We start from the raw sequence: 22,679 nt of genomic DNA, 5'->3' as shown, positions 1-22,679 counted from the left end.
ATACACAGGCAGCAAAAAAAGGCGGGCTGACATTGACATTCAAACGACCACTTGAATATAATATAATCAAACAATCATTTGAATGTTAGGGGAATGAATATGCCTAAAGAAACATGTGACGTAACGTGTATCCACCAGGACACAGTCGATAATGTCCAATCCAAAATAGATCAGCACTTTCAGCCCAATGCCTCAGAAATCTTCAAGGTGTTGGCGGATCAGACGCGTCTTAAAATAGCCTTTGCGCTTACGATCGAAGATGAACTCTGTGTGTGTGATGTGGCTAACATCATCGGTGGTTCATCCGCTACCGCGTCCCATCATCTTCGCCACTTAAGGAAGCTCGGCTTAGCGGAACAGCAAAAGAAAGGCAAGCTTGTCTATTACTCGTTGGCTGACCCTACGGTGAAACAGATGGTAACTATGGCTTTTCAATTAAATGAAGGTCGTGGCGCCCATGTCTGAACAAACTGAAAAAACGTACTACGTAGAAGGTTTCTCTTGTGCCGGCTGTGCGGGAACATTTGAAAAAAACGTCAAGAATATTCGAGGGGTAGATCATGCTGAGGTGAACTTTGCCGCCTCCAAAATCACGGTCTCAGGTGACGTGACTGTCCAACAGCTAGAAAAAGCAGGCGCTTTTGAAAAATTAAGCGTTCGTGAGGATCAGTCGGAATCACCTGCTTCCTCCCCTCACTTTTTCTCAAAATATTTCCGGGAGTTACTGGCTGCATTTTTCCTCATTGTGGCTTATACAGTGCTCTGGACTGCAGGCGAACCATCCATTTATACAACGGGATTATTCATAGCTGCCATCCTCACAGGAGGAACCAGACTATTCATTACAGGTCTGCAAAATCTCAGTCGGGCTACTTTCGATATGAGGACATTAATGACTCTCGCTATTATCGGAGCTTCGATTCTAGGAGAATGGGGCGAGGCTGCTGTCGTCGTCATTCTTTTTGCGATCAGTGAAGCTTTGGAATCAAATTCGATGAACAAAGCCCGTGAATCTATCAGAACTTTATTCAACATGGCGCCGGACCGAGCTCTCGTACGACGCAACGGAGTCGAACAGGAAATAGCCTCAAAAGAAATTATCATAGGCGACACACTGCTCATTAAACCCGGCCAGAAAATCCCTGTCGATGGAGAAATTTCATTAGGGAACTCTTCCATCAACCAGGCCGCGATTACCGGAGAATCCATTCCTGTACAAAAAGGAGTGGGAGATGAGGTGTTCGCTGGGACCTTAAACGAGCACGGATACGTGGAAGTAACTGCTTCTTCAACTTCCTCAAATACAAAGCTTGCTAAAATCATTGAGTTAGTGGAAAAGGCACAATCTGAAAAAGCCCCGTCTCAGCATTTCGTCGATCGGTTCGCTCATTATTACACTCCTGCGATCATCGTTGTGGCTGTAATAACAGCTGTTTTGCCGCCTCTATTACTGGGAGCTGAGTGGTCTACATGGATATACCAAGGGTTAGCAGTGCTTGTAGTCGGCTGCCCGTGCGCTTTAGTCATTTCTACTCCCGTATCAATCGTGACGGCAATTGGCAATGCCGCAAAAAACGGAGTATTGATCAAGGGCGGTGTTTACCTGGAGCAAGCCGGCACAATACAAACGGTCGCCTTTGATAAAACAGGTACCCTGACAAAAGGATTTCCTGAAGTAGCGGATGTTCACCACCATCTAGGGAATCCAGCGGAAAACATGGCCTGGATTGCTGCGATCGAAAAATACTCGCACCACCCTCTCGCTTCAGCTATTGTCAAAAAAGCCGAGAGTGATTCAACAAATTACAACCTTCCTGTAGAGGAATTTGAGTCAATGACAGGACGAGGGGTAAAAGGTCAAATTAGCGGAAAGACATACTATGTAGGTTCCCCTTCTCTTTTCCACGGCCACTTGAATGAGGATCAATCATCGTTGATTGAGAAGTGGCAGGCAGAAGGCCATACTGTAATTGCCGCAGGCACAGCAGAAGCGCTGCACACATTATTAGCTATTAAGGACCGTGTGCGAAAAGAAAGCCGCGAAATCGTTCAGCGTCTGCATGAAATCGGGATCAATCGTACGACCATGCTGACTGGTGATAACAAGAGAACCGCCCAGTCGCTTGCAGAAGAAATCGGGATCTCTGATTATCAAGCTGAACTCCTGCCTGAGCAGAAGCTGGAAGCGATCGAAGAGTACCGAAAGAAATACGGAAAAATAATGATGATCGGTGACGGAGTCAATGATGCCCCAGCACTGGCGACAGCCGACATAGGTACTTCACTAGGTGGAGCGGGAACGGATACTGCTTTAGAAACGGCAGATATCGTCTTCATGAAGGACGATTTATCGAAACTTCCGTTTACCATCCGTCTCAGCCGCCATACGCTCTCGATCATAAAGCAGAATATTACATTTTCCATTGCGATCAAGCTCGTGGCGCTGCTTCTCGTCATTCCTGGCTGGCTGACGCTTTGGATCGCTATATTTGCTGATATGGGAGCTACCATTTTAGTTACTTTAAATAGTTTGCGATTATTAAAGCATCGTTGAAACTAAGAGGCAGGACAAAACAACCTCTGAACAAAAAACGTGTGAAATCAGTATTCTAAGACTGATTTCACGCGTTTTTTCATTTAAGCTATGTTAAAGTTCCGTGTTGATATCAAATAAGCACCCTATTCTTAATACTTAGTTTCGAGACTTTTATATAAGGATATGATGGCTTTAGAAAACGGATCGCTTTCCGTGGGCATGTGGTGAGCTTCCTCAGGCTAACGCCTTCCGGGATCTCACCTACCATGTACATCCCACAGGAGTCTCACCGTTTTCTAAAGCCACCATCCGATTGGAAGGTGCTCGAAACTATACCAAGTTTAAAAGAAGGTTCATTTTACAGCGAATTCGAGAAGTGCATATAAAGTGAGGGGCGGCGGGGAATGGGGAGACTCCTGTGGGAAGAAAGTGCTTGGTGAGATCCCGCAGGACGGGACGTCTGAGGAAGCTCACCGCGCTCCCACGGAAAGCGAGTCATTCCCCGCCGCTTTGATCCACACACCCAATGTCTCGAATTCAAGTCTTCAAGTATCCTACCATATTGTTGAATAACTCACTTATCAATACCCTTCCTTTTTTTGAAGGGGAAATTCGTTTTTATCGTAAACATTTAAGAGAAATCATCGGGAAGAATGACCTGATGGACGTTCTAGCGATAATAAGTCTTCATCAAGGTTCAATACCTTCTGTTCTACCATCTCACGGGCATCGTTTATCCCTTTGTTATACATAAAAGGGCCAAGCTCCTGGATCATGAATTGCAGCAGCTGCTCTGACGCGATCGTACCTATTTCTTCATCTCGCTCCAGCTCAAAATAAGTCTGAATGCGTTCCACCATGTATTCTCTTTGTTCTTTAGTCAACGTTTTGATCATCGTCTTCCCTCCCTGGATGATTCTATATTAGCACATCCTAAACTTAAGGAGGAGATCCTACTGAAACCGTTCCGTCACCGTGATGAGTGGAAGCTGGTTTCAGGAAATTCCCGAGACAAAAATAGCGCTTGAAGGTCCGGGAAATCAACCGCTTTCCATGGGCGACGGTGAGCTTCCTCGGGCTAACGCCTTCCGGTCTCACCATGTACTGTCATCCCATACCATTATATAAGCCATGTATTAATTCATAGCGACTGCGCATACGGTATTGTTCGGTTTTGTCGGCTTAATAAAGACTTCTATTCGCTGAAACCCCGAATCTTGCAGCAAGGAGGTCAACTGCCCGCCGAGCACTTCAGTCGTATCATCTGTCGCTCCCTCTTCATGCGGACAAAGTGTAAGAGCGATCTTGCCTCCCTTGACCATTCTTTGACGAATTTCACTCAGCCTTTGCACGGGGTTATCCCAAAAGGTGACATTATTCACTGCATACACCTTATCAATCGTGTGTCTCACAGAGGAAATCGTTTCTGCCTTCCCATGAATGAGAAGAAACTGCTGGTCTCCTCTTTTTTCATGCAGCTTTTTCACCACCATGTCCACCATAGCTTCCGAAGGATCAATCCCTATTAAATCGGAAGCTGGATAATTTTCTGCAAGCGTAGTGAGTCCTTCTCCGGGACCAAATCCCACCTCAAGCACCGTATCTCCATTCTCTATATTCAAAAAGGATTGCGTCCATTTGTTTAGTTCATTATTTTCATAAGCCATGAAACGGCCGATCAGTTTTCCTACCCGGCCTTTCGGCTGTTCGAATTGATGCGTCAGCATATGTTCCACCTCCCCTTATTACCTACCCCCGTTTTTACATATTCATGCAGTTTAAATGGTTTCCCTGAGCATAAAATATTTGTATGATAGGTTACATACACACCATTATTTCTTTGCTACATTACGAAGACCACCACCTTTCGGATAGGAGATTCTCATGAAAACATTTTATTTTCCAATCATCCTAGCTTCACTTCTCATAATTAGTGCATGCAGTCAGGAAGAAGCAGCTTCTTCTATCGACGACATAACCGCACAGTCGTGGGCGGATATTGAAGCTGAATCAGAAGGTACAGAAGTGCGCCTTTATATGTGGGGCGGCGATGAAGGGATCAATCAATATATTGATGAATGGCTGCAGCCTCAATTAGAAGATGAGTACGGGGTGGAGCTTGAACGCATTCCTATGGAGACCGAAGAAATTCTGCAAAAACTCCAAACAGAACAACAGGCCGGGAAGCAAGAAGGAACCATTGATATCATTTGGCTGAACGGGGAGAATTTCAAAACGGCTAAAGACAATGACCTGCTTGCCGGCTCTTTTGTGGATGTTTTGCCGAACTTCAACGAATACTACCAAACTGACGATCCAGCCTTTTCGACAGACTTCGGAACGGATGTTGACGGAATGGAAGCCCCGTGGGGCAAGGTTCAGTTCGTATTTCATTACGATAGTGAAAAAGTGAAGCAGCCTCCTTCTTCCTTTGCTGAACTGAAGCAATGGATTTCAGAGAATCCAGGGGAGTTCACTTACCCTAATGCAGAAGATTTCACTGGCAATGCTTTCTTGCGTCATCTTTTATACGAACAGACTGAACAGCCATCTGACATTTACAGTGAGCCTTTCGAAGCCGATGAGGTGAACGAAAAGGCAGAAGGAATGTGGACATATTTAAATGAAATAGAACCTGACTTATGGCGTTCCGGGGATCATTATCCGAACTCATTGACAGAGCTTGACCGCTTATACGGAGAAGGTGAAGTGTCAATGACAATGGGGTACAACGAAGCGAGGGCTGAAAAACTTATCGATGAAGGTACCTTCCCTGATTCCACAAAATCCTTCGTTATGGAGCCAGGTTCGATAGGAAATACTCACTTTTTATCCATTCCTTTCAATAGTACGAATAAAGAAGGAGCTCTCGCCGCCATCAATTATATGCTTTCACCCGAGGCTCAGCTTTCAAAGCTGAAGCAGGACTACTGGGGTGAAAATACGCCAATAAGTTATGAGAAATTACCAGACAGCATGCGTGAAGAATTCGAAAAAGTAGAACGAGGAGACAGTGTGTTGGACCAGCAGGAGTTGGAAGAGAGCTTTTTACCGGAGTCAGAAGCAGACTATGTAGAGTGGATCGAGGATTATTGGTTTGATGAGATTGTTCAGGAATAACCCTTGGCTCCTCCTTCTGCCCGCCCTCTTGTTTCTTATTCTCCCTTCTTATGGTCTAGCGACGGCTATCCTTGAAAGCTTAAGAGGAACAGATGGCTTTACAGGAGAGCATTATGAGACACTATTTGCGTCCGATCGTTTCACAGCCTCATTCCTGTTCAGTATTCGGACAGCCTTTATTGCGACTGTTTTGTCGCTTGTCGCGGGTGTACTCCTCACCCGTACCTTCTCAGGCTATTTAGAAAAAAATATACCCAGGCTGTCTGTGTGGCTGCCTATGGTTTTTCCTCATCTCGTTTGGGGATATATTATTATACTGCTGTTTGCTGAAACTGGTCTGTTCTCTCAGCTCCTCGTCTCCCTGGGCTGGATAGGTAGTACAAATGAATTTCCAATTTGGACGAGGGATTCGAATGGAATCGGAATTATTCTTACGTACATCTGGAAGGAGATCCCTTTCGTCATTTTAATGTTATTTCCGGTCTACAGCGCCATACCCCGTTCTTATTATGACCTGGTAGAAACACTCGGAGGAAGTCGATGGGACCAATTCAAAACCGTCGAATTGCCGAGAATTCTGCCAGTGCTGCTGGAGATATTTTTGATCATTTTCGCCTTTACGTTGACAGCCTATGAAGTTCCAGCTCTGCTTGGGACTACCTTTCCGGAAATGATTTCTGTCTTAAGTTATCAATGGTTCTACAGCGGAAGCTTTGAGGATCGGCCGCTGGCGTTCGCCGCCATGACAGGCACGAGCTTCTTGATTATGCTGGGCGCATTAGCCGCATATCTCTATTTAAACCGTAAGCGTATGCGCGCCATGAGGGGGAGATTGTAATGAAACGAAACCATCTTCCTTTTTATTTAACTGCCGGATTATTATTCATTGCTCCAACGCTCCTTCTCCTTGTTCAAAGCTTTACAGCTCCTTGGAGATTTCAACGTGGTGAAGGGCTTCAGTTCCAGTTGAACAGCTGGAGCCTGTTGTTTTCTGACCCGAACCTCTGGAGCGCCACCATATGGTCGCTTGTCATTGGAGCAATGGTTCTGCTCATTAATTTATTCATCGGACTGACGAGTGGAAAAGCATTAGCCCTCTATTCCTTTCGAGGAAGAACGATAGTAGAGAGTCTGTTGCTAGCACCGATACTAATTCCAGTGTTAGCGGTCGCGATGGGCCTTCACCTCTTTATGATCAGAGTCGGTTTAGCGGATACCTGGGTGGGCGTCGTATTGATTCACCTCGTTCCCACCGTCCCTTACAGCATCAAGATTTTTCATCATGCTTACAGTGAGGTGGGCAGGCCGCTTATGGAACAATCCCAAATGCTCGGAGCTTCCGTGATCAAGCAGTTTCTGACGATTGAGATGCCCTTATTGCGGACGTCCATCAGAAGCGTTACATTTCTAACCATCGTCATCAGTTTAAGCCAATATGCGATTACCGCCATCATAGGAGGAGGGCAGGTCATTACGCTGCCGATGATTTTCTTTCCCTTCCTGGATACAGCAAATGCCTCTGTTATGGCTGCCTTCTCCGTTTGGTTTGCCATTCTCCCTTTAGTTATGTACATCGTAGTGGAGGGACTGCTGCAGCTGCTCCCTTATTCAAGAAAACCATGGAGGATCCAAACATGACTATTCAAGTCGAACGTCTTTCAAAGAAGTTTCGCATAGACCAGGTGCTGAACAGCTTAAGTTTTAAATTAGAAGCAGGAGAAAAAATGAGCATCGTCGGACCCTCAGGAAGTGGTAAAACTACCCTTCTGCGCATTTTAGCGGGGTTGGAAATACCAGATCAAGGGACCATTTTATTAGAAGAAAAAGATGTAACCCGTTTGTCCGCACGCCAGCGTAATATAGGACTGGTTTTTCAACAGCCGCTCCTGTTCCCTCATATGACGGTCGCAGAAAATATAGCTTATGGAGCTCATATGAATGGGAAGAAAACCGAATCAACCGTTAAAGACTTGTTAGCTGCTATTAACTTAACAGAAGCGGCCGCTCAATTCCCCGCAGAATTATCCGGCGGCCAGCAGCAGCGAGTAGCTCTCGCTAGAGCTCTCGCCATTGAACCTGAGATTCTTTTGCTGGATGAACCCTTCAGCAGTCTCGATCCTAACTTAAGACAGGACATGAGGTATTGGGTGAGGGATCTGCTTGACAAGCGAGGCATCACCTCGATTTTTGTCACCCACGACCGGGAAGAAGCGATGCTGATGGGGGATAAAATCGGAGTGTTCCATGAGGGGACTTTCCAGCAGTTCGCTACAGCTGAGGAAATCAAACTAAATCCACGCAACCCTTTTATCGTGGAATTTTTCGATCACCACATGCTTCTCAACGATCAGCAGTTTGTTCACATACAAGATATCCAATTCTCTGAACCGTCGGGCCCTTGTATTACGTACGAAGCTGAACTGCTGCAAACAACGTTCCGGTTCAGCGAGAGAGTCGCTCATCTCTACGTGAAAGAGTTTGACGAAAAAATTACTCTGCCAACCCCTGATGATGGTTTATCGAAGCATATTGAACTGTATATTCCTAAGGACGCAGTTCAACACTTCCAATCAGATGGGAAGTGCAATGATGAACAGTAAATTGATCCTGCGCGCTGTTTTATTCCTTATCGCTTTCATCACCCTCGCTTGGCTTATCCGCAGCCAAGTAGATGCGTCCCCTCAAGAGATCCGATCTTATATTCTTTCTTTCGGTCTTCTCGGCCCTTTGATTTTCATGGGGTTGTATACCATCGGCCCGATTGTCGCTTTTCCTACGTCCATCTTATCGCTTGCAGCAGCCTTTGCGTATGGACTATGGCCTGGCATGCTTTATATCGTGATCGGAGCTACAGGAGCTGCCGTTGTCGGTTACATCATGGGCCGCTTCTTTGGAGATTCAGTGGTTAAATTCCAAGATTCGAAATGGGCAGGACCACTTTACAAACGTATGAGTGAAAACGGCTTTATTTATGTTTTAATTCTGCGGCTTATCCCGATTGTAGGATTCGACATTCTCAGCTACGGAGCAGGAATCGCCAGAGTCAAGCTCCGGTCTTTTGTTCTTGCTACTGTGATCGGAATGCTTCCTGGTACACTCGCCTACAGTTTAGTAGGAACAAGCTTAGCCAGCGGTGACCGCACACTGATTATCGGCGCCGTTTCCGTTTTTGCCTTGCTCTTTTTGATCACTTTCCTATTCAGGAACAAAGTGCGCTCCTGGCTTACTAAATAAATAGCTCGGTTTTTATATCAAAGAAAGATCAGAGAATTTACTCCTTTTTAAGGGAACACCGACGGTTAAGAGAATACAGTGTTGGCACTCCCTAGCTCATCAGATTCGATTTATCAACGAGCAATAGTAAAACCAAGTAAATAAGACGTTCCTTCTCCTGAGAGAAATGGAACGTCTTATTTATATTTTTTCATAAAGTTTGTATCGATTTTATTCTTAAGGTTCCACGCTTTACCGCTGTAATGGGAGAATCCTCCATACATTAACAATCCTTTTTTCTTACCAGCCGAGAGAATATACATAGCCTTTTTCTGAGGTTCAAACTTCTTAAGAGGTTCATCATCCAAGTAAGCTTTCAAATTCTCAAAAAGCACCGGTCCCTGTCTTACAGCATAAACCCCGCTTTTATCTAGATGAGGATATGTCCGCAGAGTTACACAGTCTCCTGCGCCGAATATGAAGCTGTATTTTTCAAATTGAAGAGTGGCCTTTACATAAGCGAATCCTCTGGTATCGACATCGATGTTCGACAAGGTAAAGATCGGATCGGCTAATGGTCCGCCAAGCCAAAGAACGCCAGTGTGTCGGATTCGGTTATTCATCTCAGTCACGATACACTCATCATACATATCTTTCACTTTTTCATTTTCCCAAATCTGAACCCCTGTTTCCTCCAAAATCGATTTGAGCTTTTTAGACGTTTTTCTCGGGGAATCAGCCAGCACATTTGATGAGGTCACCAGCCGGACATTTCCGGCTATTTCATGTTTGTTTTTGAACGTTTGGATAGAAACAGCGAGTTCGCACCCTGCTGCTCCTCCTCCGACAATAAGAGGCGTTGAAGTAGCCCGGAGAGAGTTCATTTGCTCAACAAACTGATAGTTCGGCTTTACAGACCTGGCGTCCGACCCGGCAAATTCGTACGGAATGCTTTTGGAACCTATATCAAAGCTAATGATATCAAAAGGGTATACCGCTCCCCCTTCACAGAAGAGCTTCTTTCGTTCCGGAAAAACACGGCTGGCTTTCTTTTTTATAAAATGGACACCGCATCTTTCAGCGAACTCTGTAAGGTCGATCCGCGTTTCTTCTTCCGTATACAGCCCTTCTGCGTAGCCAGAGAACATCCCAGAATAATATTGATAATTCGAGGGATTGATGAGACACATCTCAATATCTGTTAATGGATTGTTTTTGTGAAGCCTCATCACTTCCAGGTGAGCATGGCCTGCCCCGACCAGGATCAAGCGCCTTCTCATAAAACCACCGGCCTTCAATTAAATTTTCCGTTTTAAAAACACCCACATGGATAATCCATGTGGGCGCGGCTGCTACAGTTGATTTTGTAGAAATTCTTCAACTTCCTCAGGCGTTTTAGCATAAGCACTATGCAAGTGGGCGATTTTTTCACCTTTTTTAAAGATCAGGATACTTGGAATCCCCATTACTTCATATTTGTCAGCAACTTCCGGAAGTTCGTCTCTGTTGATGTCGTACCATTTGTATTCTTTATATTCCTCTAAAATGTCTCCGATAAACATGTCCATCCGACGGCAGTCCGGACACCAGTCCGCCTGGAATTTGATTAGTACCGGCTGCTCACTTTGGATCACGTCCTGAAAAACATCCAGTTTATGAATTGATTCCATTCTTAATCGGCCCCTTTTCTATCTTTGAATCTATTCTTTCATCATACGATAAAATCATCGAACTGTCTCATGTCCAGCTCACTTATACTCGAATCTTCCGAGCACCCATGCACCTGTCAAACCTCCCAGGAAAGTAATGATGCTAACTAACCACATCACTCCGTTTTCCGGAACACCGGGAAAGATGACAACAACGGATCCTAAGACAAGGCCGATAATTAAACCGAACGTAGCTGAGGTGTAATTTTCCAAGAAGAACTTAATGATTTTGCTCATAATAACAATTCCAATCAATACCCCTAATCCAACTGTTAAAATGATATCCAGCTTTAAATCAGCTACGCCTTCAATAATCGTGGTATACATGCCGATAATCAACAATAAAAAGGAACCGCTGATTCCCGGGAGGACCATAGCACTGCTCGCAAGCCATCCTGAGAAAAAGAGACCTACATATGAAGCAAAGGTCAAGTCTGTCATAGGTTGTCCTTCAGATGTTTGAAAAATGACCATGGATCCAACTAGCAGGGCACCTATGATCAATAAAATATAATGTCTGCCTTCAAACTTATTTTTCATATCCGCTTTATGTGTCAAAAACGGCAGGACTCCTATAATCAATCCTAAAAAGAAAAATTGAGTAGGTCCTGGATAATGCTCAAAGAGCCAGTCAATGAGATTAGCCAGAAGCAATATTGACGTAACGATTCCTAGTCCTAAAGGTAATAGGAACTTCAAATGACGCTTCCATTCTTTACTGAAAAACCCATTGATAGATGTAATCAACTGATCGTAAATTCCTAATACTACGGCGATTGTTCCACCGCTTACTCCAGGCACAACGTCACTCGCCCCCATTAGCATCCCGCGATAAATATTTTTCCACTTCCACATAAGTTTAGTTCTCCTTCTCCATCTCAGTCTCTATCTATTTGGTAACATTATTATCTTATCAGAAATTGGTTTAATATATTATTATTTCAAAAAAATAAGACTGCAAATGGTGCTACAGTCTTATTTTTGAAAATCATTAATATTCCTTTTCAATATCCGCACGATCGGCCCGAAGCGCTTTATAAAGCGATACGACCATTAATATCATAATGAACGAGAATGGAAAAGCCGCGGAAATCAACGCGTTCTGCAAAGCCTGAAGGCCTCCGGTGTAAAGCAGGACCGCAGCCATAGATGATTGAGCCAGACCCCATACAAACTTCACTGTCGTTGGAGGCGTCAGTGAACCATTAGTCGTCTGCATTCCTAACACGAAGGTAGCAGAGTCGGCCGATGTAATAAAGAAAGTACCAATTAAAGTCATAGCGATGATCGACATGGTCAAACCTAATGGATAGTTATCAAACACTCCAAAGAGTGCTTGTTCTGTCGCTAAGCCGGCAATATCCGCAGTTCCCTGATCCTGAAGCTCGATTGCTGAAGATCCGAAAGTTGAAAACCATAAGAAACCTACAACTGATGGGACGAGCAGGACGCCAGATAGAAACTCTCTGATCGTACGCCCCTTGGAGACACGAGCAATAAAGATTCCGACAAATGGTGACCAGGCAATCCACCAGGCCCAGTAGAAAACGGTCCAATCCTGGATCCATCCACGGTTCTCTTCATTCCCCGGCGCCATTCGGAAACTCATCGAAGGAAGGTTCTGAATATAAGCGCCGATCGTGTCCGTGAACATATTCATGATCAGCAGTGTCGGCCCGACAATCAACATGATGACGAGTAAAGATAAAGCCAGAACCATGTTCGTATTACTTAGGTATTTGATCCCTTTGCTTAACCCCGTGTATGCAGAAATCATGAATAATACCGTCACAACCCCAATGATTGCTAATTGAAGGCCGAACGACTGCTCCAACCCGGTCAAATAAGTCAGTCCCCCGTTAATCTGGGCGGCCCCGAAACCTAAAGTCGTAGCTACACCGACTATTGTGGCAAAAACGGCTATAACGTCCACGACTTTACCCCATGGACCTTTCATTTTATCGCCGAATAAAGGTTCTAATGTTGAACTAATGAGAGCGGGAGCGCCTCGGCGGAATTTAAAATAAGCTAAAACAAGAGCTACAATGGCATAAATCCCCCAGGCGTGAACGCCCCAGTGGAAATAAACGAATTGCATAGACTCTTTCATCGCGGCAGCGGAACCAGCTTCCGTTGTAGGAGGCTGAGTGCCGAAGAAGTAAATCGGTTCCGCAGCTCCCCAGAAAACAAGACCGATTCCCATCCCTGCGCTAAACAGCATAGCGAACCATGTAGGGTAGCTGTAGTCTGGCGTGTCATCTTTTTTACCTAATTTGATTTTTCCATAAGGGCTGACAATCATGTATAAACAGAAAATGACAAAACCCGTGACAATTAATAAATAATACCAGCCGAAGTGTACGGAAAGATAAGTTTGAATCTTCCCTGTGATGTTCTCGAGGTTGGAAGGTGCGACTGCCCCCCACACCACCGAAAATAAAGCGATGGCTAATGTAACCCAAAATACTGTGCTGACTTTTTTCATAATGAACTCCTTTCTCATTCATTTTACTATCTGTGGGATTATTCGAAGAAAACGAAAATGGGACGGTGACGAGGTTTATGATTAAAGAATACCCCTGCTAGGAAAATGTAAACAGGCTGAAAGTTTCAGGGAATTTAATACAAAAGCTTTTCCAGCCATGGATGGGTAGGCTCATGTTGAATCAGTGCCTGCTTCAGCCATTCCTTTTGACGTTCATTCAAGAATGGAAATACATAATTGAAGTCGTTATCGTCCTTCTCACGAGTGTTTTTGGATTTATGTAAAAGGACGATTTCTGGATTCAAGTAAGGAATCCCTTGTGCAGAGTGCAAATTCATATGGTCTAGCGGAAAGGTGATTTGCTCATCTCTTCGAAACTTCCATTTGTTTTTATCCCTAAAGTTAAGAAGAATTTCTAATTGCTCCTCCTCATGGCGAGCATGGATTTCATGAATTCTTGAATCGAATGGCTGACTTAAGTCCCACTCCACCAACTGTGCATCTTCCGTGATATACGTTTTCCAGCCTTGAAGATGCTCAGACAGCTTTTGTAAATCTTCGTGGAACACCGCTATTTCAATAGCTTCATGTTCCCTCGTTTCTTCCCCGATATGTAAATCGATCGCCCATCCCCCTGCAACCATCCACTTGCCCTTAAAACCTTCCATAAATTCTTTTGCATTCATACACGTTTCAAACATATAAGCCTTCTCCCCTTTCTGCTGTAAACTTTACTATTCCCTATAAATGGACTTTCTACAACATCGAATCTGTTAGAATAGAGACACTTACATATTTGGGAGGTACATACATGCTAAAGGGAGAAATTGTTGAATTACGTCCTGTTTCACGAGAAGACTTAGCGCATCTGTATCGCTGGGCGAACGACGAGAAGCTGACACAGCAAGGATCCGGCAGCTCGGCAGCTCTACAGAACAATAATCCAAAAGAAGCCATTGAAGCTCACTACGAAAATAATTTAACTTCTCACGATATGTGGACTCACGGAAAAGTGTTTATCGTATATACTTTGGCCACGGATGAGGTTATCGGAAAATGTGATTTCCGTCAAGTCAACCCGATCACGCGAAGTGCTGAAATCGGCCTTAATATAGGAGAGCGGTCGTTCTGGGGGAAAGGTTACGGTCAGGACATCATCAAGACAATGCTTAAACACCTATTTTACACATTGAATGTCCGGCGGGTTCAATTAGATACATGGAGCGGCAACCATCAGGCTATTCGGTTATACGAGAAATGCGGGTTCAAACATGAAGGTAAGCTTCGTCAGAACGAGTTCATCGATGGAGAATATTATGACACGGTGCTTATGGGTTTATTGAGAGAAGAGTACAAAGAAAGCAGCGGCTCAATGTGAAGATCCGCTGCTTTGTTGAGTACTTCAATTTTCCAAGATTCCACCTGAAAATTTATAATCGTGCTTCTCGCCTTAAGATTAGCCTTACCTGCAGACTAACCAACACTATGCTCTATCAGAATTTCTTTTAATAAATGCGTTTCTGTAATCCCTGACAAATTCCCTCATGTACCTTGGTTCCCTCTGCAGGATTTTCTCCGCTTCGAGACTGATTCTTCTGGAAATTCCATTTTTAGAGGAAGTGTAGACGTTCGCTAATTGTGAAGCGAAATCACTGGAATATCCGCGGTGGTAACAATCCTGTAGGAATTGATACTTCGTTGGATTAACGTACTTGATTTCTTCTCCTATTTCTTCAGAAAGAATATCAGCGACTTGATAACAAGTAAGCGCCTGCTTTCCCGTCAGCTTGACAGCATCATTGACTGGTGTTTTACCCATCAACGCCAGAAAAGCTATTTCCGCTACATCCCGGCTGTCGATAAAACTTATTTCAGCCGAACCCGCTGGAATATTCAATTGATGGCGCTCCCGTATGTCATACAGCTGAGATTTTAAAAGATCCTGCATAAAAGAGCTTGCTCTTAAAAATGTATAGTCAAATCCTAAACTAATAATCTTTTTTTCAATTTTTCTATGAGGTAAAAAAGACATTCTTTCGGCTCCAAGAACAGATAAAAACACAATTTTTTGTACTCCTGCCTCTTTTGCAGCATAGAGAGTTTCGATAATCGGCTCGACGTGTTTAATTTCAGTTGGCCGAGTCAAAAAAAGTGACTTTATCCCATCAAAAACCTGCCCATACGATTGAGAATTCTCAAAGTCGAACTGTTTACAATCGATGAGGGGGTCATCGAATAATAGCCTTGCTGCTTCCGGGTGACGTGAAGCTGAACGAAAAGGAATGCCTTTGTCCAGAAACCAACCAGCTAGTTCACGACCGACGAAGCCCGTCACTCCTGTAATCAACATGATGGTAGCACCCCTTTTTATTTACACTCCATTTCTCTTTATATGTACCACGAAAAGAGAAGGGCTTAACCACCGATCAGCCCACCACAGTTAAAAAACCTGTGAAACCAGATACCACAAATTCCAAAATGAAAGAATGAGTATCATAAGCTTTTCAGTTAAGGAACCTGTTCGGAACGTGATAAAAAAGCGGAAGTACTTTTTTTCAAACGGGTAAAATACCGGGATTCCCCGCTTCGTCATATAATCCCCGATTAAATGAGATAAAACTCCCGCTATAAATCCTATAAAATAGAACGATGGGATATCCCATACTCCACTGATCAGCATATGGTAAAGCCCCAATAAAGCTAGAAATGAAACAGAGTGTGTCATTTTACGGTGACTTTTCACCATAATCAGCAGTGGTAAACATAAAAACACAAAAATTTTCAGCTCTTCTCTATACACATCTAAATAATCCGGGGCGAATAAGTACATGCCTAAAGCGATCATCAACGTAATCATAATGCCTCGCCAAAATTTCTGTCCCAACTTAGAATGAGGGGTATCAATATCCGGTAATAGAGAGCCGATCATGACGAACGAAAAAAATAAAACCGCTTCTAACGGTGTGTCAGGCATAACCCCGAATCCTGGGAGAATCGCCAGGGTGAGAAGCCCGCTTGTAAAACCTAAAGCCTGGTGTCCAGATGCCATCATGGTGTATCGTGATCCCTCTCAATCCATACAAAATTAAGCCCTGAACCTTCCAGCTCAGGGCCATTCTCATATTACCTGAATTTTCATTTACCGTAAACTTACCAAACAGCGATGGAACCATCCGTGCGGGACTCCGTACCGCCAGCAAGGACGCCCGAAATCAATTCGATTTAAGGCTACAGTTATTCTGTGTCCCTTCCTTTCCAATCCTTGGGCTACATGATTAGGAAAAGAGGGTTCGACAATGACCTCTCTTTCTTTCAGCCACTTCCACCTAGGTGCGTCCAATGCCATCTGCGGATTGGCTTTAGCATTGATTAATTGGCTGACCAATTGGAGGTGGCCTTGAGGCTGCACCGTACCACCCATCACTCCAAACGGACCAACCGCTTCGTCATCTTTGGTGATGAACCCGGGAATAATCGTGTGGAAACTGCGTTTTCCTCCCGCCAGCGCATTGACTTGTTTCACGTTCATAGAGAAGCTGCTCCCTCTGTTCTGCAATGCAATACCTGTTCCCGATACACATTTCCAGAGCCGAATCCGTCATAATTGCTTTGAATAAAAGAAACCATGTTTCCGTCTTCATCAGCTGTCGCTAAGTAGACATTTCCTTCTTGAGAAAGCTCACTTGCTTTGGGAATGCCGGCTTCTTCATCAATCTGCTTAGCCCTTTCTTCACCACATTTCTGAGAAAGAAGAGTTCCGATGGTGTGCTTCATATCCATTTTGTCTGTGATTTGATTTATCCCGCCACTATAAGCCAATTTCATGGCTTCGATTTGTCTATGATAGTCGTCCACGTTAATTGTCGACTCGAATTGAAAATAGTTCGTAATATTCAATTCCATCAAAGCGATCAAACCGTGCCCATTCGGCGGGATTTCCCATACGTCGTATCCTTTATAATTTACGGAAATCGGTTCTACCCACTCCGGCTTGAATTGCTGCAAATCTTCTTTTCGAATGAACCCCCCGCACTTTCTAGAAAACGAATCGATCTGATCCGCTAAATCACCTTTGTAAAAATCTGCGCCTTTCGTCTCGGCGATAGCTCTTAACGTCGAGGCGTGATCAGCAGAAGACCATACTTCACCAATGCCGGGCGCCTTGCCAGAAGGTGCAAACGTCTCAAACCATGGCTGGAATTGTTCATCTGATAATAAACCTTCGAATTTATCGAAATCCTTCTCCCATTGCCTGCCCAAATCGGGCGTTAAAGCATAACCATTTTCGGCATGTGAAATAGCAGGAGTAAATAATTCGTGAAAATCGAGTTTACCGAACTTATCGGATAGCTCCGCCCACGCGGCTGGTGCTCCTGGAACCGTCACAGGGATAAATCCGTGCTCTGGTATTGATTTATACCCTTTTTCTTTTACAGCTGGGATGGAAAGAGATTGGGGAGCAGGACCACTTGCATTCAAACCATAAAGATGATCCCTCATCCATACTAGAGCGAAAGCGTCGCCACCGATGCCATTGGACGTAGGCTCTACGACTGTTAAACAGGCGGCCGTTGCGATAGCAGCATCAACGGCGTTGCCTCCTTTTTTTAAAATGTCCAAACCAGCCTGAGCAGCAAGCGGTTGAGACGTAGCTACCATTCCTTTCGTAGCGTATGTAGTCATTCTGGTAGAGGAATGTGGGTTAAATAATGTAACGAATGAGTGCACATTGATATTCCTTTCATATTGCTGCTGTGCCTATAGATAGAAAAAAAGAGCTACACCCGGCAGCTCTTTTTTTTTATGGGGATTCAGCAATCTTTCTCGGGAAGTCCTGTCATTTGGAATTTCGGGCCTTCCATCGTCTGCTTACCTTCAATCGTTAAGTCCTCTGTTAAATGTAGAATTTTTTTATCAATTGCTACAGGAATGGCATTGATATGTTGAAGTTCATCGTCTGCTTCTGGTTCAGAAATCGTCATCCCGATGTCAGGTTCTCCACAGCCATACCCTGCAAAATACAACCGAAGACATCCTCCCCCTGAATCTTCAATAAGTTGATCCAATAAATCACGAGCCTGATCTGTGATTTTCATACATTTACTCTCCTTAAGCCGTCTAGATACTTCTATTATGAAGGTTTTTTAGAATTTCTAGTAAAGATATGCTCATGACGGCTGAAGAAAAAGAAATAAAACAAGCCTCCTGCATACGAGGAGGCTTGGATCTAATGAGAAATTAAACAGCTGTTGCTTTCAACTCCACATCAATATTTCCTCTTGTCGCTTTTGAATAAGGACAAAAGTCATGAGCATCTTTGACAAGCTTCTCAGCTTCATCTTGAGAAACGCCTTTAACACTTACGTTCAAGATAACGCCAATCTTAAAGCCGTCATCTGATTCATCTTTAATTAGACTTACGTCTGCTGTCGTTTCGGACTCAATATCTTTACTTTGTTTACTTGCTATTAAGTTTAATGCTCCGTCGAAGCATGCTGAATATCCTGCTGCGAATAATTGTTCTGGGTTGGAACCTTCCTGATTGCCGCTGCCCGGCTGTACAAGGTTCACATCAATAATTCCGTCATCCGATTTTACGTGACCCTCACGACCGCCTTTAGCTGTCGCATGAGAAGTAAACATAACATTACTCACTATAATCACTCCTTGATATAGTTAAATCATCTCACAACCAATATATACCTCAATTTCAAAACCATTAAACATCATGATTTTTCATCGATTTGATATTTTTCTTTAATTGGCTCAGGAGCCATCTTTACAATTTGCTGCAATATAAAGGTCAAAACAGCTATATCATCGACGAGCCCGATCAACACTAAAAAATCAGGAATTATATCCCAGGGGAATATGAGGTAAGCCCCCATCAATACTACAGATATCAATTTTTTATTAAAACTTACATCAGGAGAGCGAAAAAACTCTAACAAAAACGGAATCGACTTCCTAATGTTAGCTAAAAATTTTATTCTCCTCCAGATTCTCAGCATACATTTCCCTCCTGCTCGACGCCGCAATGATTTTAAGCCAGTCACAATTGCTTATTCGGCACGTATGATTTAACATAATGATGGATAATCAAAATGTTAAATCTTTGCTATATTGAATCAATCAAAGGGGAGACCTCGTCATGAAGATTCTACTTCTGAACGGAACAGTCGTAGGCACCAAAACTAAAACATTATTGCATGAAATAGACAAATATATAGTTGGTTTGAAAGCAGAATATGAAACGAAACAAATAGACTTGGAAAATTATCAAATGGAGTTTGTCGATGGTCGTCCATACGATCAGTATAATGAAGATATGCAATATTTGATTCGAGAAATGGAACAAGCTGATGCGTATGTCATAGCCACTCCAATCTTCCAGGGGTCCATCCCCGGCACGTTAAAAAACGTATTCGATGCAGTTTCCCCCTTGGCTATGCGCTACAAACCAGTGTCAATAGTGGCTAATGGCGGAACCCTTCAGCACCACCTCGTGATCGAGAATCAGTTGAAACCAATTTTAAATTATTTCCGCTGTCTCGTTACACCTAATTACGTATATACTCACACGAACCACTTCTCAACACAAGGTGAACTGATCGACGAAGATGTTCACAACCGTCTGCAAGAAATGACGCGTGTTTTCCATCAATATATACAGATGAGCAAAGAAATCTAGACAATAATCCCCCTATGACAGTTTTGGTCATAGGGGGTTTTGATCATTTATCCTAGTACTTTGCCAACATAATTCTGTGTTTCTTTAAACGGAGGAATTCCTCCATATTTATCAACGTTACCTGGACCTGCATTGTAAGCTGCCAAAGCCAGCTTCGTATCCCCGTCATATCGATCCAGCATTTGTTTCAAATATTTAGTGCCGCCCATGACATTTTCTCTCGGGTCAAACGAATTCGTTACACCGAGCCCTTTTGCCGTACCGGGCATCAGCTGCATTAAACCTTGAGCACCAGCATGACTTTCAGCATTTGGATTAAAATTGGATTCAGCTTGTATGACAGACCGTACCAGGGACTCATTAACCCCGTTCTTCTCTGCCGCCTCTTTGATCAAAGTGTCCAAGTCCTCGTTACCGTTTTTTACTTCTTTCTTTTTCACTTCTTCCACAACCTCTTCCACCTTTTCTGATTTCTCAGAGCCAGTATAATGGATATGTATGTGCATTGGCTGCTGTTGAAAAGCTTGTAGACTAGTAATATTCATAGGCGAAGCATTCATTTGAGGAGATGGCGATTGTTGTGATAGTAATAGCCCCAGCATATCCTGGAAAGAAACTCCGTTCATACTAGAATTGGACGAAGAGCCGCTTTCTCCATTCATAAAAGACATAGCCTGCGTTTGCATCAAACTTCGAACACTATTAAAATCCATCAGTCCACTCCTATATTAGTTAGTCTCTATATTTTACAGCATAAAATGAAATGACACAATATTCCTTTTTGAAGCAATAAATCCCAAATTAATCCAAAACTTGCGAAAATTTATTTGATAAATGTTCATCAATCCGCTCCATGAGCTTCACTTTTCCCAAAGCCAAGTTTCCCAGGGCGATGATATAATGAAGAGTAGCAAAAGAGAAACTCTAAGCTATCTTGAATATTCTTTGGTTCTAGTTATTCAAGATGATCTGGTCATAGGGTCTCAATTTTTCTCTTTTGCCTCTGAAGTCGAATCACCCTATCTATTCTATATAAGAATAGACCTGTAGATTACATGGCAGCCTCCCTGAGCGAAGTGTCTGCCTCCCTTCCTTTCACTGAGAAAGGAAGGTTTTTTTATAGGCTCTGAGTCTCGCAGCTTCCCAACAACCCCATTCGATGAAGGTGAGAAACGAATCCTTTTTAAAAAAGAGGGTCTTTTATATGCCTGTTCGGTGAGAAGATAACGCTTCACTTCAAGGTTTTTAACATAGGACACTTGTTATGAAAATCAGCAAATGTTTGCTTTTTCTTGAAGTGGTTTCGAGATACTTATAAGGTAGAGGAGCGGGACAGGTGAAAACCCGCAGAGCGAAGCTCGAGGAGGCTCAGCGCACGCCCCCCCCCCGGAAAGCGATCCGTTTCCCGGAGCCCCTAAATTCTCATTATGTCTCGAAACTGAGTCTTCAACATACGGGAACTTATCTGAAAATCAACACGAAACTTTAACATAACCTAATTAAAAAAAGCCCGCTGTATTAGCGAGCTTCCTCATTTATAATTACTTCAATGTGCTGTGGTTTGACTTCCATAGCCACCGGTAAAGGATCTCCCTCTTCTCCGTCCACATTCGTGTGAAGCTTTTCACTTGAAGAAACGCGGAGCTTCTTCGCCTGGAAGTATTCTACATCCTTGTCCTCTTTAAGATTCCCACGCAAAACCGCCGTTACGATCGAAGCTACCCGAAGCATGTTTACATTTTTAATCACATAACAGTGGAGCACTCCATCGTTCACTTTAGCGTCTGGAGAGAGCTTCTCAAATCCTGCCGTTGATTTTGTAAGCGCCGCAAGAAATAAGAAGGAATCCCCTTCCCATACTTTATCGTCATACTCGATACGTAAGGGGTAAGCGTTGCTTGAAGCAAGGGTCTTCACCCCTTCCATCAAATAAGCTAAAGGACCGAATCTAGTTTTTTGTTCAGGAGAAACTTCAGAAGTCGCTTCTGCGATGGCTCCAATCGCCACGATATTAACAAAATAGCGATCATTGAAGCTCCCTATATCCACTTTTTTCTTAAGATCCGATTCTAATGTTTCGATCGCTGCTTCAGGCTCCAGCGGAATATTCAAGGCTCTTGCAAAGTCATTCACAGTTCCCATCGGAACGATCCCTAGCTTCGGACGGTGTGCCTGGTCGACCATCCCATTGATCGTTTCATTTAATGTCCCGTCTCCCCCTAAAGAAACGACTACGTCGAACTCCTGGGAGCAGGCATCCTGACAGAATTTAGTCGCATCCAGTTCTTTTTCTGTCTGAACTGTTTTCACAGTATATTCTTTTCCCTCAAGTATTTTTTCGATTTTTTCTACATGATCCACAGCTTCTTCTTTACCTGAAGAAGGATTCACAATAATCATTGCCTGCTTCACGCAATCACTCCTTCCTCTACAACGAACTACACATCTCTTCTTCCGTCGGGTGAAAAGATTCCATCTGGTGAAAATCCTATAGAATTAAGGAATCCTTGAGCCCTTTCATCATCGGATGGGTTCATATTTTCGATTGTATCCACATCTTTGTCTCTCATCCATTTGAACATAGACTGAATTAATTCAGATCCTACCCCTTCGCGGCGATAGAATTCATCGACGTAAATTTCTTTTACTTTCCCTACAGTTCGCCCTTCTTCTTCGACTGTTTCTCCATAAACATACCCTACTGTTCTATCGCCCTCTTCAGCGACGAGAAGGCGTTGATCGGAATGCTCATTGAACAGATGATCGGCTGCCCATTCTTTTCTCTTCCTTAGTCTCTCGGCACCTTCAGGTTCAGAAGAGTCGATGCTGATCCACGTATTTTCGACTGCATATTTTGTTACGTGCATTAAATCTTTCTCAGCTGGTTCTCTAATAATGGCCATAAGTCATCCATCCTCCCAGTGA

The 22,679-nt window shown here is 43.6% G+C and carries 24 protein-coding genes and 1 pseudogene; 9 read left to right on the top strand and 16 right to left on the bottom strand.

The annotated features are described in order from the left end of the window. Positions 1-99: 99 nt before the first annotated feature. Positions 100-465 (top strand): ArsR/SmtB family transcription factor, encoded by a 366-nt coding sequence (locus tag O2Q26_RS16630; RefSeq protein ID WP_289216963.1) that lies wholly within the window; start codon positions 100-102, stop codon positions 463-465. Next, positions 440-2,554: a heavy metal translocating P-type ATPase gene (locus O2Q26_RS16625; protein ID WP_289216962.1), complete on the top strand. Its 2,115-nt coding sequence runs from the start codon at positions 440-442 to the stop codon at positions 2,552-2,554. The genes O2Q26_RS16630 and O2Q26_RS16625 overlap by 26 nt, the downstream gene beginning before the upstream one ends. Positions 2,555-3,177: 623 nt before the next feature. Here the strand turns inward: O2Q26_RS16625 and O2Q26_RS16620 are convergent. After that, positions 3,178-3,432 carry a DUF2164 domain-containing protein gene (locus tag O2Q26_RS16620; protein WP_289216961.1) on the bottom strand — a complete coding sequence of 85 codons (255 nt, stop codon included), beginning with the start codon at positions 3,430-3,432 and terminating at the stop codon, positions 3,178-3,180. A gap of 240 nt (positions 3,433-3,672) precedes the next feature. Beyond that, a complete protein-coding gene (locus tag O2Q26_RS16615; RefSeq protein WP_289216960.1) occupies positions 3,673-4,263 on the bottom strand; it encodes a class I SAM-dependent methyltransferase in 591 nt (196 codons plus the stop codon). A gap of 157 nt (positions 4,264-4,420) precedes the next feature. On the opposite strand from O2Q26_RS16615, the gene O2Q26_RS16610 reads away from it, so the two are divergent. Genes O2Q26_RS16610 through O2Q26_RS16590 form a run of 5 tightly spaced genes read left to right on the top strand, consistent with a single transcriptional unit; the run spans position 4,421 to position 8,890 of the window. Further along, positions 4,421-5,656, top strand: coding sequence for an ABC transporter substrate-binding protein (locus O2Q26_RS16610; protein WP_289216959.1), 1,236 nt, complete (start codon positions 4,421-4,423; stop codon positions 5,654-5,656). Beyond that, positions 5,637-6,494 (top strand): ABC transporter permease, encoded by an 858-nt coding sequence (locus O2Q26_RS16605; RefSeq protein ID WP_289216958.1) that lies wholly within the window; start codon positions 5,637-5,639, stop codon positions 6,492-6,494. Before O2Q26_RS16610 ends, O2Q26_RS16605 begins: the two co-directional genes overlap by 20 nt. Beyond that, on the top strand, positions 6,494-7,294 hold the full coding sequence (locus O2Q26_RS16600) for an ABC transporter permease (RefSeq protein ID WP_289216957.1): 801 nt from the start codon (positions 6,494-6,496) through the stop codon (positions 7,292-7,294). Before O2Q26_RS16605 ends, O2Q26_RS16600 begins: the two co-directional genes overlap by 1 nt. Then, positions 7,291-8,256, top strand: a complete 966-nt coding sequence (gene ccmA / locus O2Q26_RS16595) for a heme ABC exporter ATP-binding protein CcmA (RefSeq protein WP_289216956.1) — start codon at positions 7,291-7,293, stop codon at positions 8,254-8,256. Before O2Q26_RS16600 ends, ccmA begins: the two co-directional genes overlap by 4 nt. Further along, positions 8,246-8,890 carry a TVP38/TMEM64 family protein gene (locus O2Q26_RS16590; protein ID WP_289216955.1) on the top strand — a complete coding sequence of 215 codons (645 nt, stop codon included), beginning with the start codon at positions 8,246-8,248 and terminating at the stop codon, positions 8,888-8,890. Before ccmA ends, O2Q26_RS16590 begins: the two co-directional genes overlap by 11 nt. Before the next feature lie 176 nt (positions 8,891-9,066). Here the strand turns inward: O2Q26_RS16590 and O2Q26_RS16585 are convergent, their stop codons facing one another. From O2Q26_RS16585 to O2Q26_RS16565, 5 genes are all read right to left on the bottom strand, one after another. Next, positions 9,067-10,149: an FAD-dependent oxidoreductase gene (locus O2Q26_RS16585; RefSeq protein ID WP_289216954.1), complete on the bottom strand. Its 1,083-nt coding sequence runs from the start codon at positions 10,147-10,149 to the stop codon at positions 9,067-9,069. Positions 10,150-10,221: 72 nt separating this feature from the next. After that, positions 10,222-10,539, bottom strand: a complete 318-nt coding sequence (locus tag O2Q26_RS16580) for a thioredoxin family protein (RefSeq protein WP_253933760.1) — start codon at positions 10,537-10,539, stop codon at positions 10,222-10,224. 78 nt (positions 10,540-10,617) lie between these two features. After that, entirely contained in the window at positions 10,618-11,433 is an 816-nt protein-coding gene (locus O2Q26_RS16575; RefSeq protein ID WP_289216953.1) for a DUF368 domain-containing protein, read from the bottom strand. A gap of 136 nt (positions 11,434-11,569) precedes the next feature. After that, positions 11,570-13,063: a glycine betaine uptake BCCT transporter gene (locus tag O2Q26_RS16570; RefSeq protein WP_289216952.1), complete on the bottom strand. Its 1,494-nt coding sequence runs from the start codon at positions 13,061-13,063 to the stop codon at positions 11,570-11,572. Between the two features lie 134 nt (positions 13,064-13,197). Further along, entirely contained in the window at positions 13,198-13,764 is a 567-nt protein-coding gene (locus tag O2Q26_RS16565) for a nucleotidyltransferase domain-containing protein (RefSeq protein WP_289216951.1), read from the bottom strand. Positions 13,765-13,874: 110 nt separating this feature from the next. Between O2Q26_RS16565 and O2Q26_RS16560 the strand changes: the two genes are divergently transcribed. After that, positions 13,875-14,441 (top strand): GNAT family N-acetyltransferase, encoded by a 567-nt coding sequence (locus tag O2Q26_RS16560; protein WP_289216950.1) that lies wholly within the window; start codon positions 13,875-13,877, stop codon positions 14,439-14,441. A 105-nt stretch (positions 14,442-14,546) separates the two neighbouring features. Here O2Q26_RS16560 and O2Q26_RS16555 read toward each other — a convergent pair whose 3' ends face one another. The 6 genes and pseudogenes from O2Q26_RS16555 to O2Q26_RS16530 form a co-directional block, all read right to left on the bottom strand. Next, a complete protein-coding gene (locus O2Q26_RS16555; RefSeq protein ID WP_289216949.1) occupies positions 14,547-15,413 on the bottom strand; it encodes an NmrA family NAD(P)-binding protein in 867 nt (288 codons plus the stop codon). A 90-nt stretch (positions 15,414-15,503) separates the two neighbouring features. Continuing rightward, positions 15,504-16,115 carry a metal-dependent hydrolase gene (locus tag O2Q26_RS16550; protein ID WP_289216948.1) on the bottom strand — a complete coding sequence of 204 codons (612 nt, stop codon included), beginning with the start codon at positions 16,113-16,115 and terminating at the stop codon, positions 15,504-15,506. 98 nt (positions 16,116-16,213) lie between these two features. Next, positions 16,214-17,746 (bottom strand): annotated as a pseudogene (locus O2Q26_RS16545) (gamma-glutamyltransferase family protein). A 128-nt stretch (positions 17,747-17,874) separates the two neighbouring features. Next, positions 17,875-18,159, bottom strand: a complete 285-nt coding sequence (locus O2Q26_RS16540; protein ID WP_289216947.1) for an iron-sulfur cluster assembly accessory protein — start codon at positions 18,157-18,159, stop codon at positions 17,875-17,877. A gap of 142 nt (positions 18,160-18,301) precedes the next feature. After that, the gene (locus tag O2Q26_RS16535) at positions 18,302-18,718 is read right to left on the bottom strand and encodes an organic hydroperoxide resistance protein (protein ID WP_253933768.1); all 417 of its coding nucleotides are present in this window, start codon (positions 18,716-18,718) and stop codon (positions 18,302-18,304) included. Positions 18,719-18,789: 71 nt separating this feature from the next. Further along, complete coding sequence (locus tag O2Q26_RS16530) at positions 18,790-19,074, bottom strand: YkvA family protein (RefSeq protein ID WP_289216946.1); 285 nt, start codon at positions 19,072-19,074, stop codon at positions 18,790-18,792. A gap of 140 nt (positions 19,075-19,214) precedes the next feature. Here O2Q26_RS16530 and O2Q26_RS16525 point away from each other — a divergent pair, with 140 nt between their 5' ends. Beyond that, a complete protein-coding gene (locus tag O2Q26_RS16525; protein ID WP_289216945.1) occupies positions 19,215-19,754 on the top strand; it encodes an NADPH-dependent FMN reductase in 540 nt (179 codons plus the stop codon). Between the two features lie 47 nt (positions 19,755-19,801). Here O2Q26_RS16525 and O2Q26_RS16520 read toward each other — a convergent pair whose 3' ends face one another. The 3 genes from O2Q26_RS16520 to O2Q26_RS16510 all read right to left on the bottom strand — a co-directional run bounded on the left by O2Q26_RS16520 (position 19,802) and on the right by O2Q26_RS16510 (position 22,657). Continuing rightward, on the bottom strand, positions 19,802-20,467 hold the full coding sequence (locus O2Q26_RS16520; protein WP_289216944.1) for a lytic transglycosylase domain-containing protein: 666 nt from the start codon (positions 20,465-20,467) through the stop codon (positions 19,802-19,804). A gap of 805 nt (positions 20,468-21,272) precedes the next feature. Next, positions 21,273-22,166 carry a diacylglycerol/lipid kinase family protein gene (locus O2Q26_RS16515; RefSeq protein ID WP_289216943.1) on the bottom strand — a complete coding sequence of 298 codons (894 nt, stop codon included), beginning with the start codon at positions 22,164-22,166 and terminating at the stop codon, positions 21,273-21,275. Between the two features lie 26 nt (positions 22,167-22,192). Beyond that, a complete protein-coding gene (locus O2Q26_RS16510) occupies positions 22,193-22,657 on the bottom strand; it encodes a GNAT family N-acetyltransferase (RefSeq protein ID WP_289216942.1) in 465 nt (154 codons plus the stop codon). Between the last annotated feature and the right edge of the window lie 22 nt (positions 22,658-22,679).

The sequence above is a fragment of the Halobacillus campisalis genome, from assembly GCF_030345335.1.
Taxonomy (GTDB): Bacteria; Bacillota; Bacilli; order Bacillales; family Halobacillaceae; genus Halobacillus_A; species Halobacillus_A campisalis.
This window is presented reverse-complemented; position numbering and strand designations above follow the sequence as displayed.

What these genes read in the sequence shown, in the direction of transcription:
- O2Q26_RS16630 (WP_289216963.1), top strand. Translation starts at nt 100, where the DNA reads ATGCCTAAAGAAACATGTGACGTAACGTGTATCCACCAGGACACAGTC.
- O2Q26_RS16625 (WP_289216962.1), top strand. Translation starts at nt 440, where the DNA reads ATGAAGGTCGTGGCGCCCATGTCTGAACAAACTGAAAAAACGTACTAC.
- O2Q26_RS16620 (WP_289216961.1), bottom strand. Translation starts at nt 3,432, where the DNA reads ATGATCAAAACGTTGACTAAAGAACAAAGAGAATACATGGTGGAACGC.
- O2Q26_RS16615 (WP_289216960.1), bottom strand. Translation starts at nt 4,263, where the DNA reads ATGCTGACGCATCAATTCGAACAGCCGAAAGGCCGGGTAGGAAAACTG.
- O2Q26_RS16610 (WP_289216959.1), top strand. Translation starts at nt 4,421, where the DNA reads ATGAAAACATTTTATTTTCCAATCATCCTAGCTTCACTTCTCATAATT.
- O2Q26_RS16605 (WP_289216958.1), top strand. Translation starts at nt 5,637, where the DNA reads ATGAGATTGTTCAGGAATAACCCTTGGCTCCTCCTTCTGCCCGCCCTC.
- O2Q26_RS16600 (WP_289216957.1), top strand. Translation starts at nt 6,494, where the DNA reads ATGAAACGAAACCATCTTCCTTTTTATTTAACTGCCGGATTATTATTC.
- ccmA (WP_289216956.1), top strand. Translation starts at nt 7,291, where the DNA reads ATGACTATTCAAGTCGAACGTCTTTCAAAGAAGTTTCGCATAGACCAG.
- O2Q26_RS16590 (WP_289216955.1), top strand. Translation starts at nt 8,246, where the DNA reads ATGAACAGTAAATTGATCCTGCGCGCTGTTTTATTCCTTATCGCTTTC.
- O2Q26_RS16585 (WP_289216954.1), bottom strand. Translation starts at nt 10,149, where the DNA reads ATGAGAAGGCGCTTGATCCTGGTCGGGGCAGGCCATGCTCACCTGGAA.
- O2Q26_RS16580 (WP_253933760.1), bottom strand. Translation starts at nt 10,539, where the DNA reads ATGGAATCAATTCATAAACTGGATGTTTTTCAGGACGTGATCCAAAGT.
- O2Q26_RS16575 (WP_289216953.1), bottom strand. Translation starts at nt 11,433, where the DNA reads ATGTGGAAGTGGAAAAATATTTATCGCGGGATGCTAATGGGGGCGAGT.
- O2Q26_RS16570 (WP_289216952.1), bottom strand. Translation starts at nt 13,063, where the DNA reads ATGAAAAAAGTCAGCACAGTATTTTGGGTTACATTAGCCATCGCTTTA.
- O2Q26_RS16565 (WP_289216951.1), bottom strand. Translation starts at nt 13,764, where the DNA reads ATGTTTGAAACGTGTATGAATGCAAAAGAATTTATGGAAGGTTTTAAG.
- O2Q26_RS16560 (WP_289216950.1), top strand. Translation starts at nt 13,875, where the DNA reads ATGCTAAAGGGAGAAATTGTTGAATTACGTCCTGTTTCACGAGAAGAC.
- O2Q26_RS16555 (WP_289216949.1), bottom strand. Translation starts at nt 15,413, where the DNA reads ATGTTGATTACAGGAGTGACGGGCTTCGTCGGTCGTGAACTAGCTGGT.
- O2Q26_RS16550 (WP_289216948.1), bottom strand. Translation starts at nt 16,115, where the DNA reads ATGATGGCATCTGGACACCAGGCTTTAGGTTTTACAAGCGGGCTTCTC.
- O2Q26_RS16540 (WP_289216947.1), bottom strand. Translation starts at nt 18,159, where the DNA reads ATGAAAATCACAGATCAGGCTCGTGATTTATTGGATCAACTTATTGAA.
- O2Q26_RS16530 (WP_289216946.1), bottom strand. Translation starts at nt 19,074, where the DNA reads ATGCTGAGAATCTGGAGGAGAATAAAATTTTTAGCTAACATTAGGAAG.
- O2Q26_RS16525 (WP_289216945.1), top strand. Translation starts at nt 19,215, where the DNA reads ATGAAGATTCTACTTCTGAACGGAACAGTCGTAGGCACCAAAACTAAA.
- O2Q26_RS16520 (WP_289216944.1), bottom strand. Translation starts at nt 20,467, where the DNA reads ATGGATTTTAATAGTGTTCGAAGTTTGATGCAAACGCAGGCTATGTCT.
- O2Q26_RS16510 (WP_289216942.1), bottom strand. Translation starts at nt 22,657, where the DNA reads ATGGCCATTATTAGAGAACCAGCTGAGAAAGATTTAATGCACGTAACA.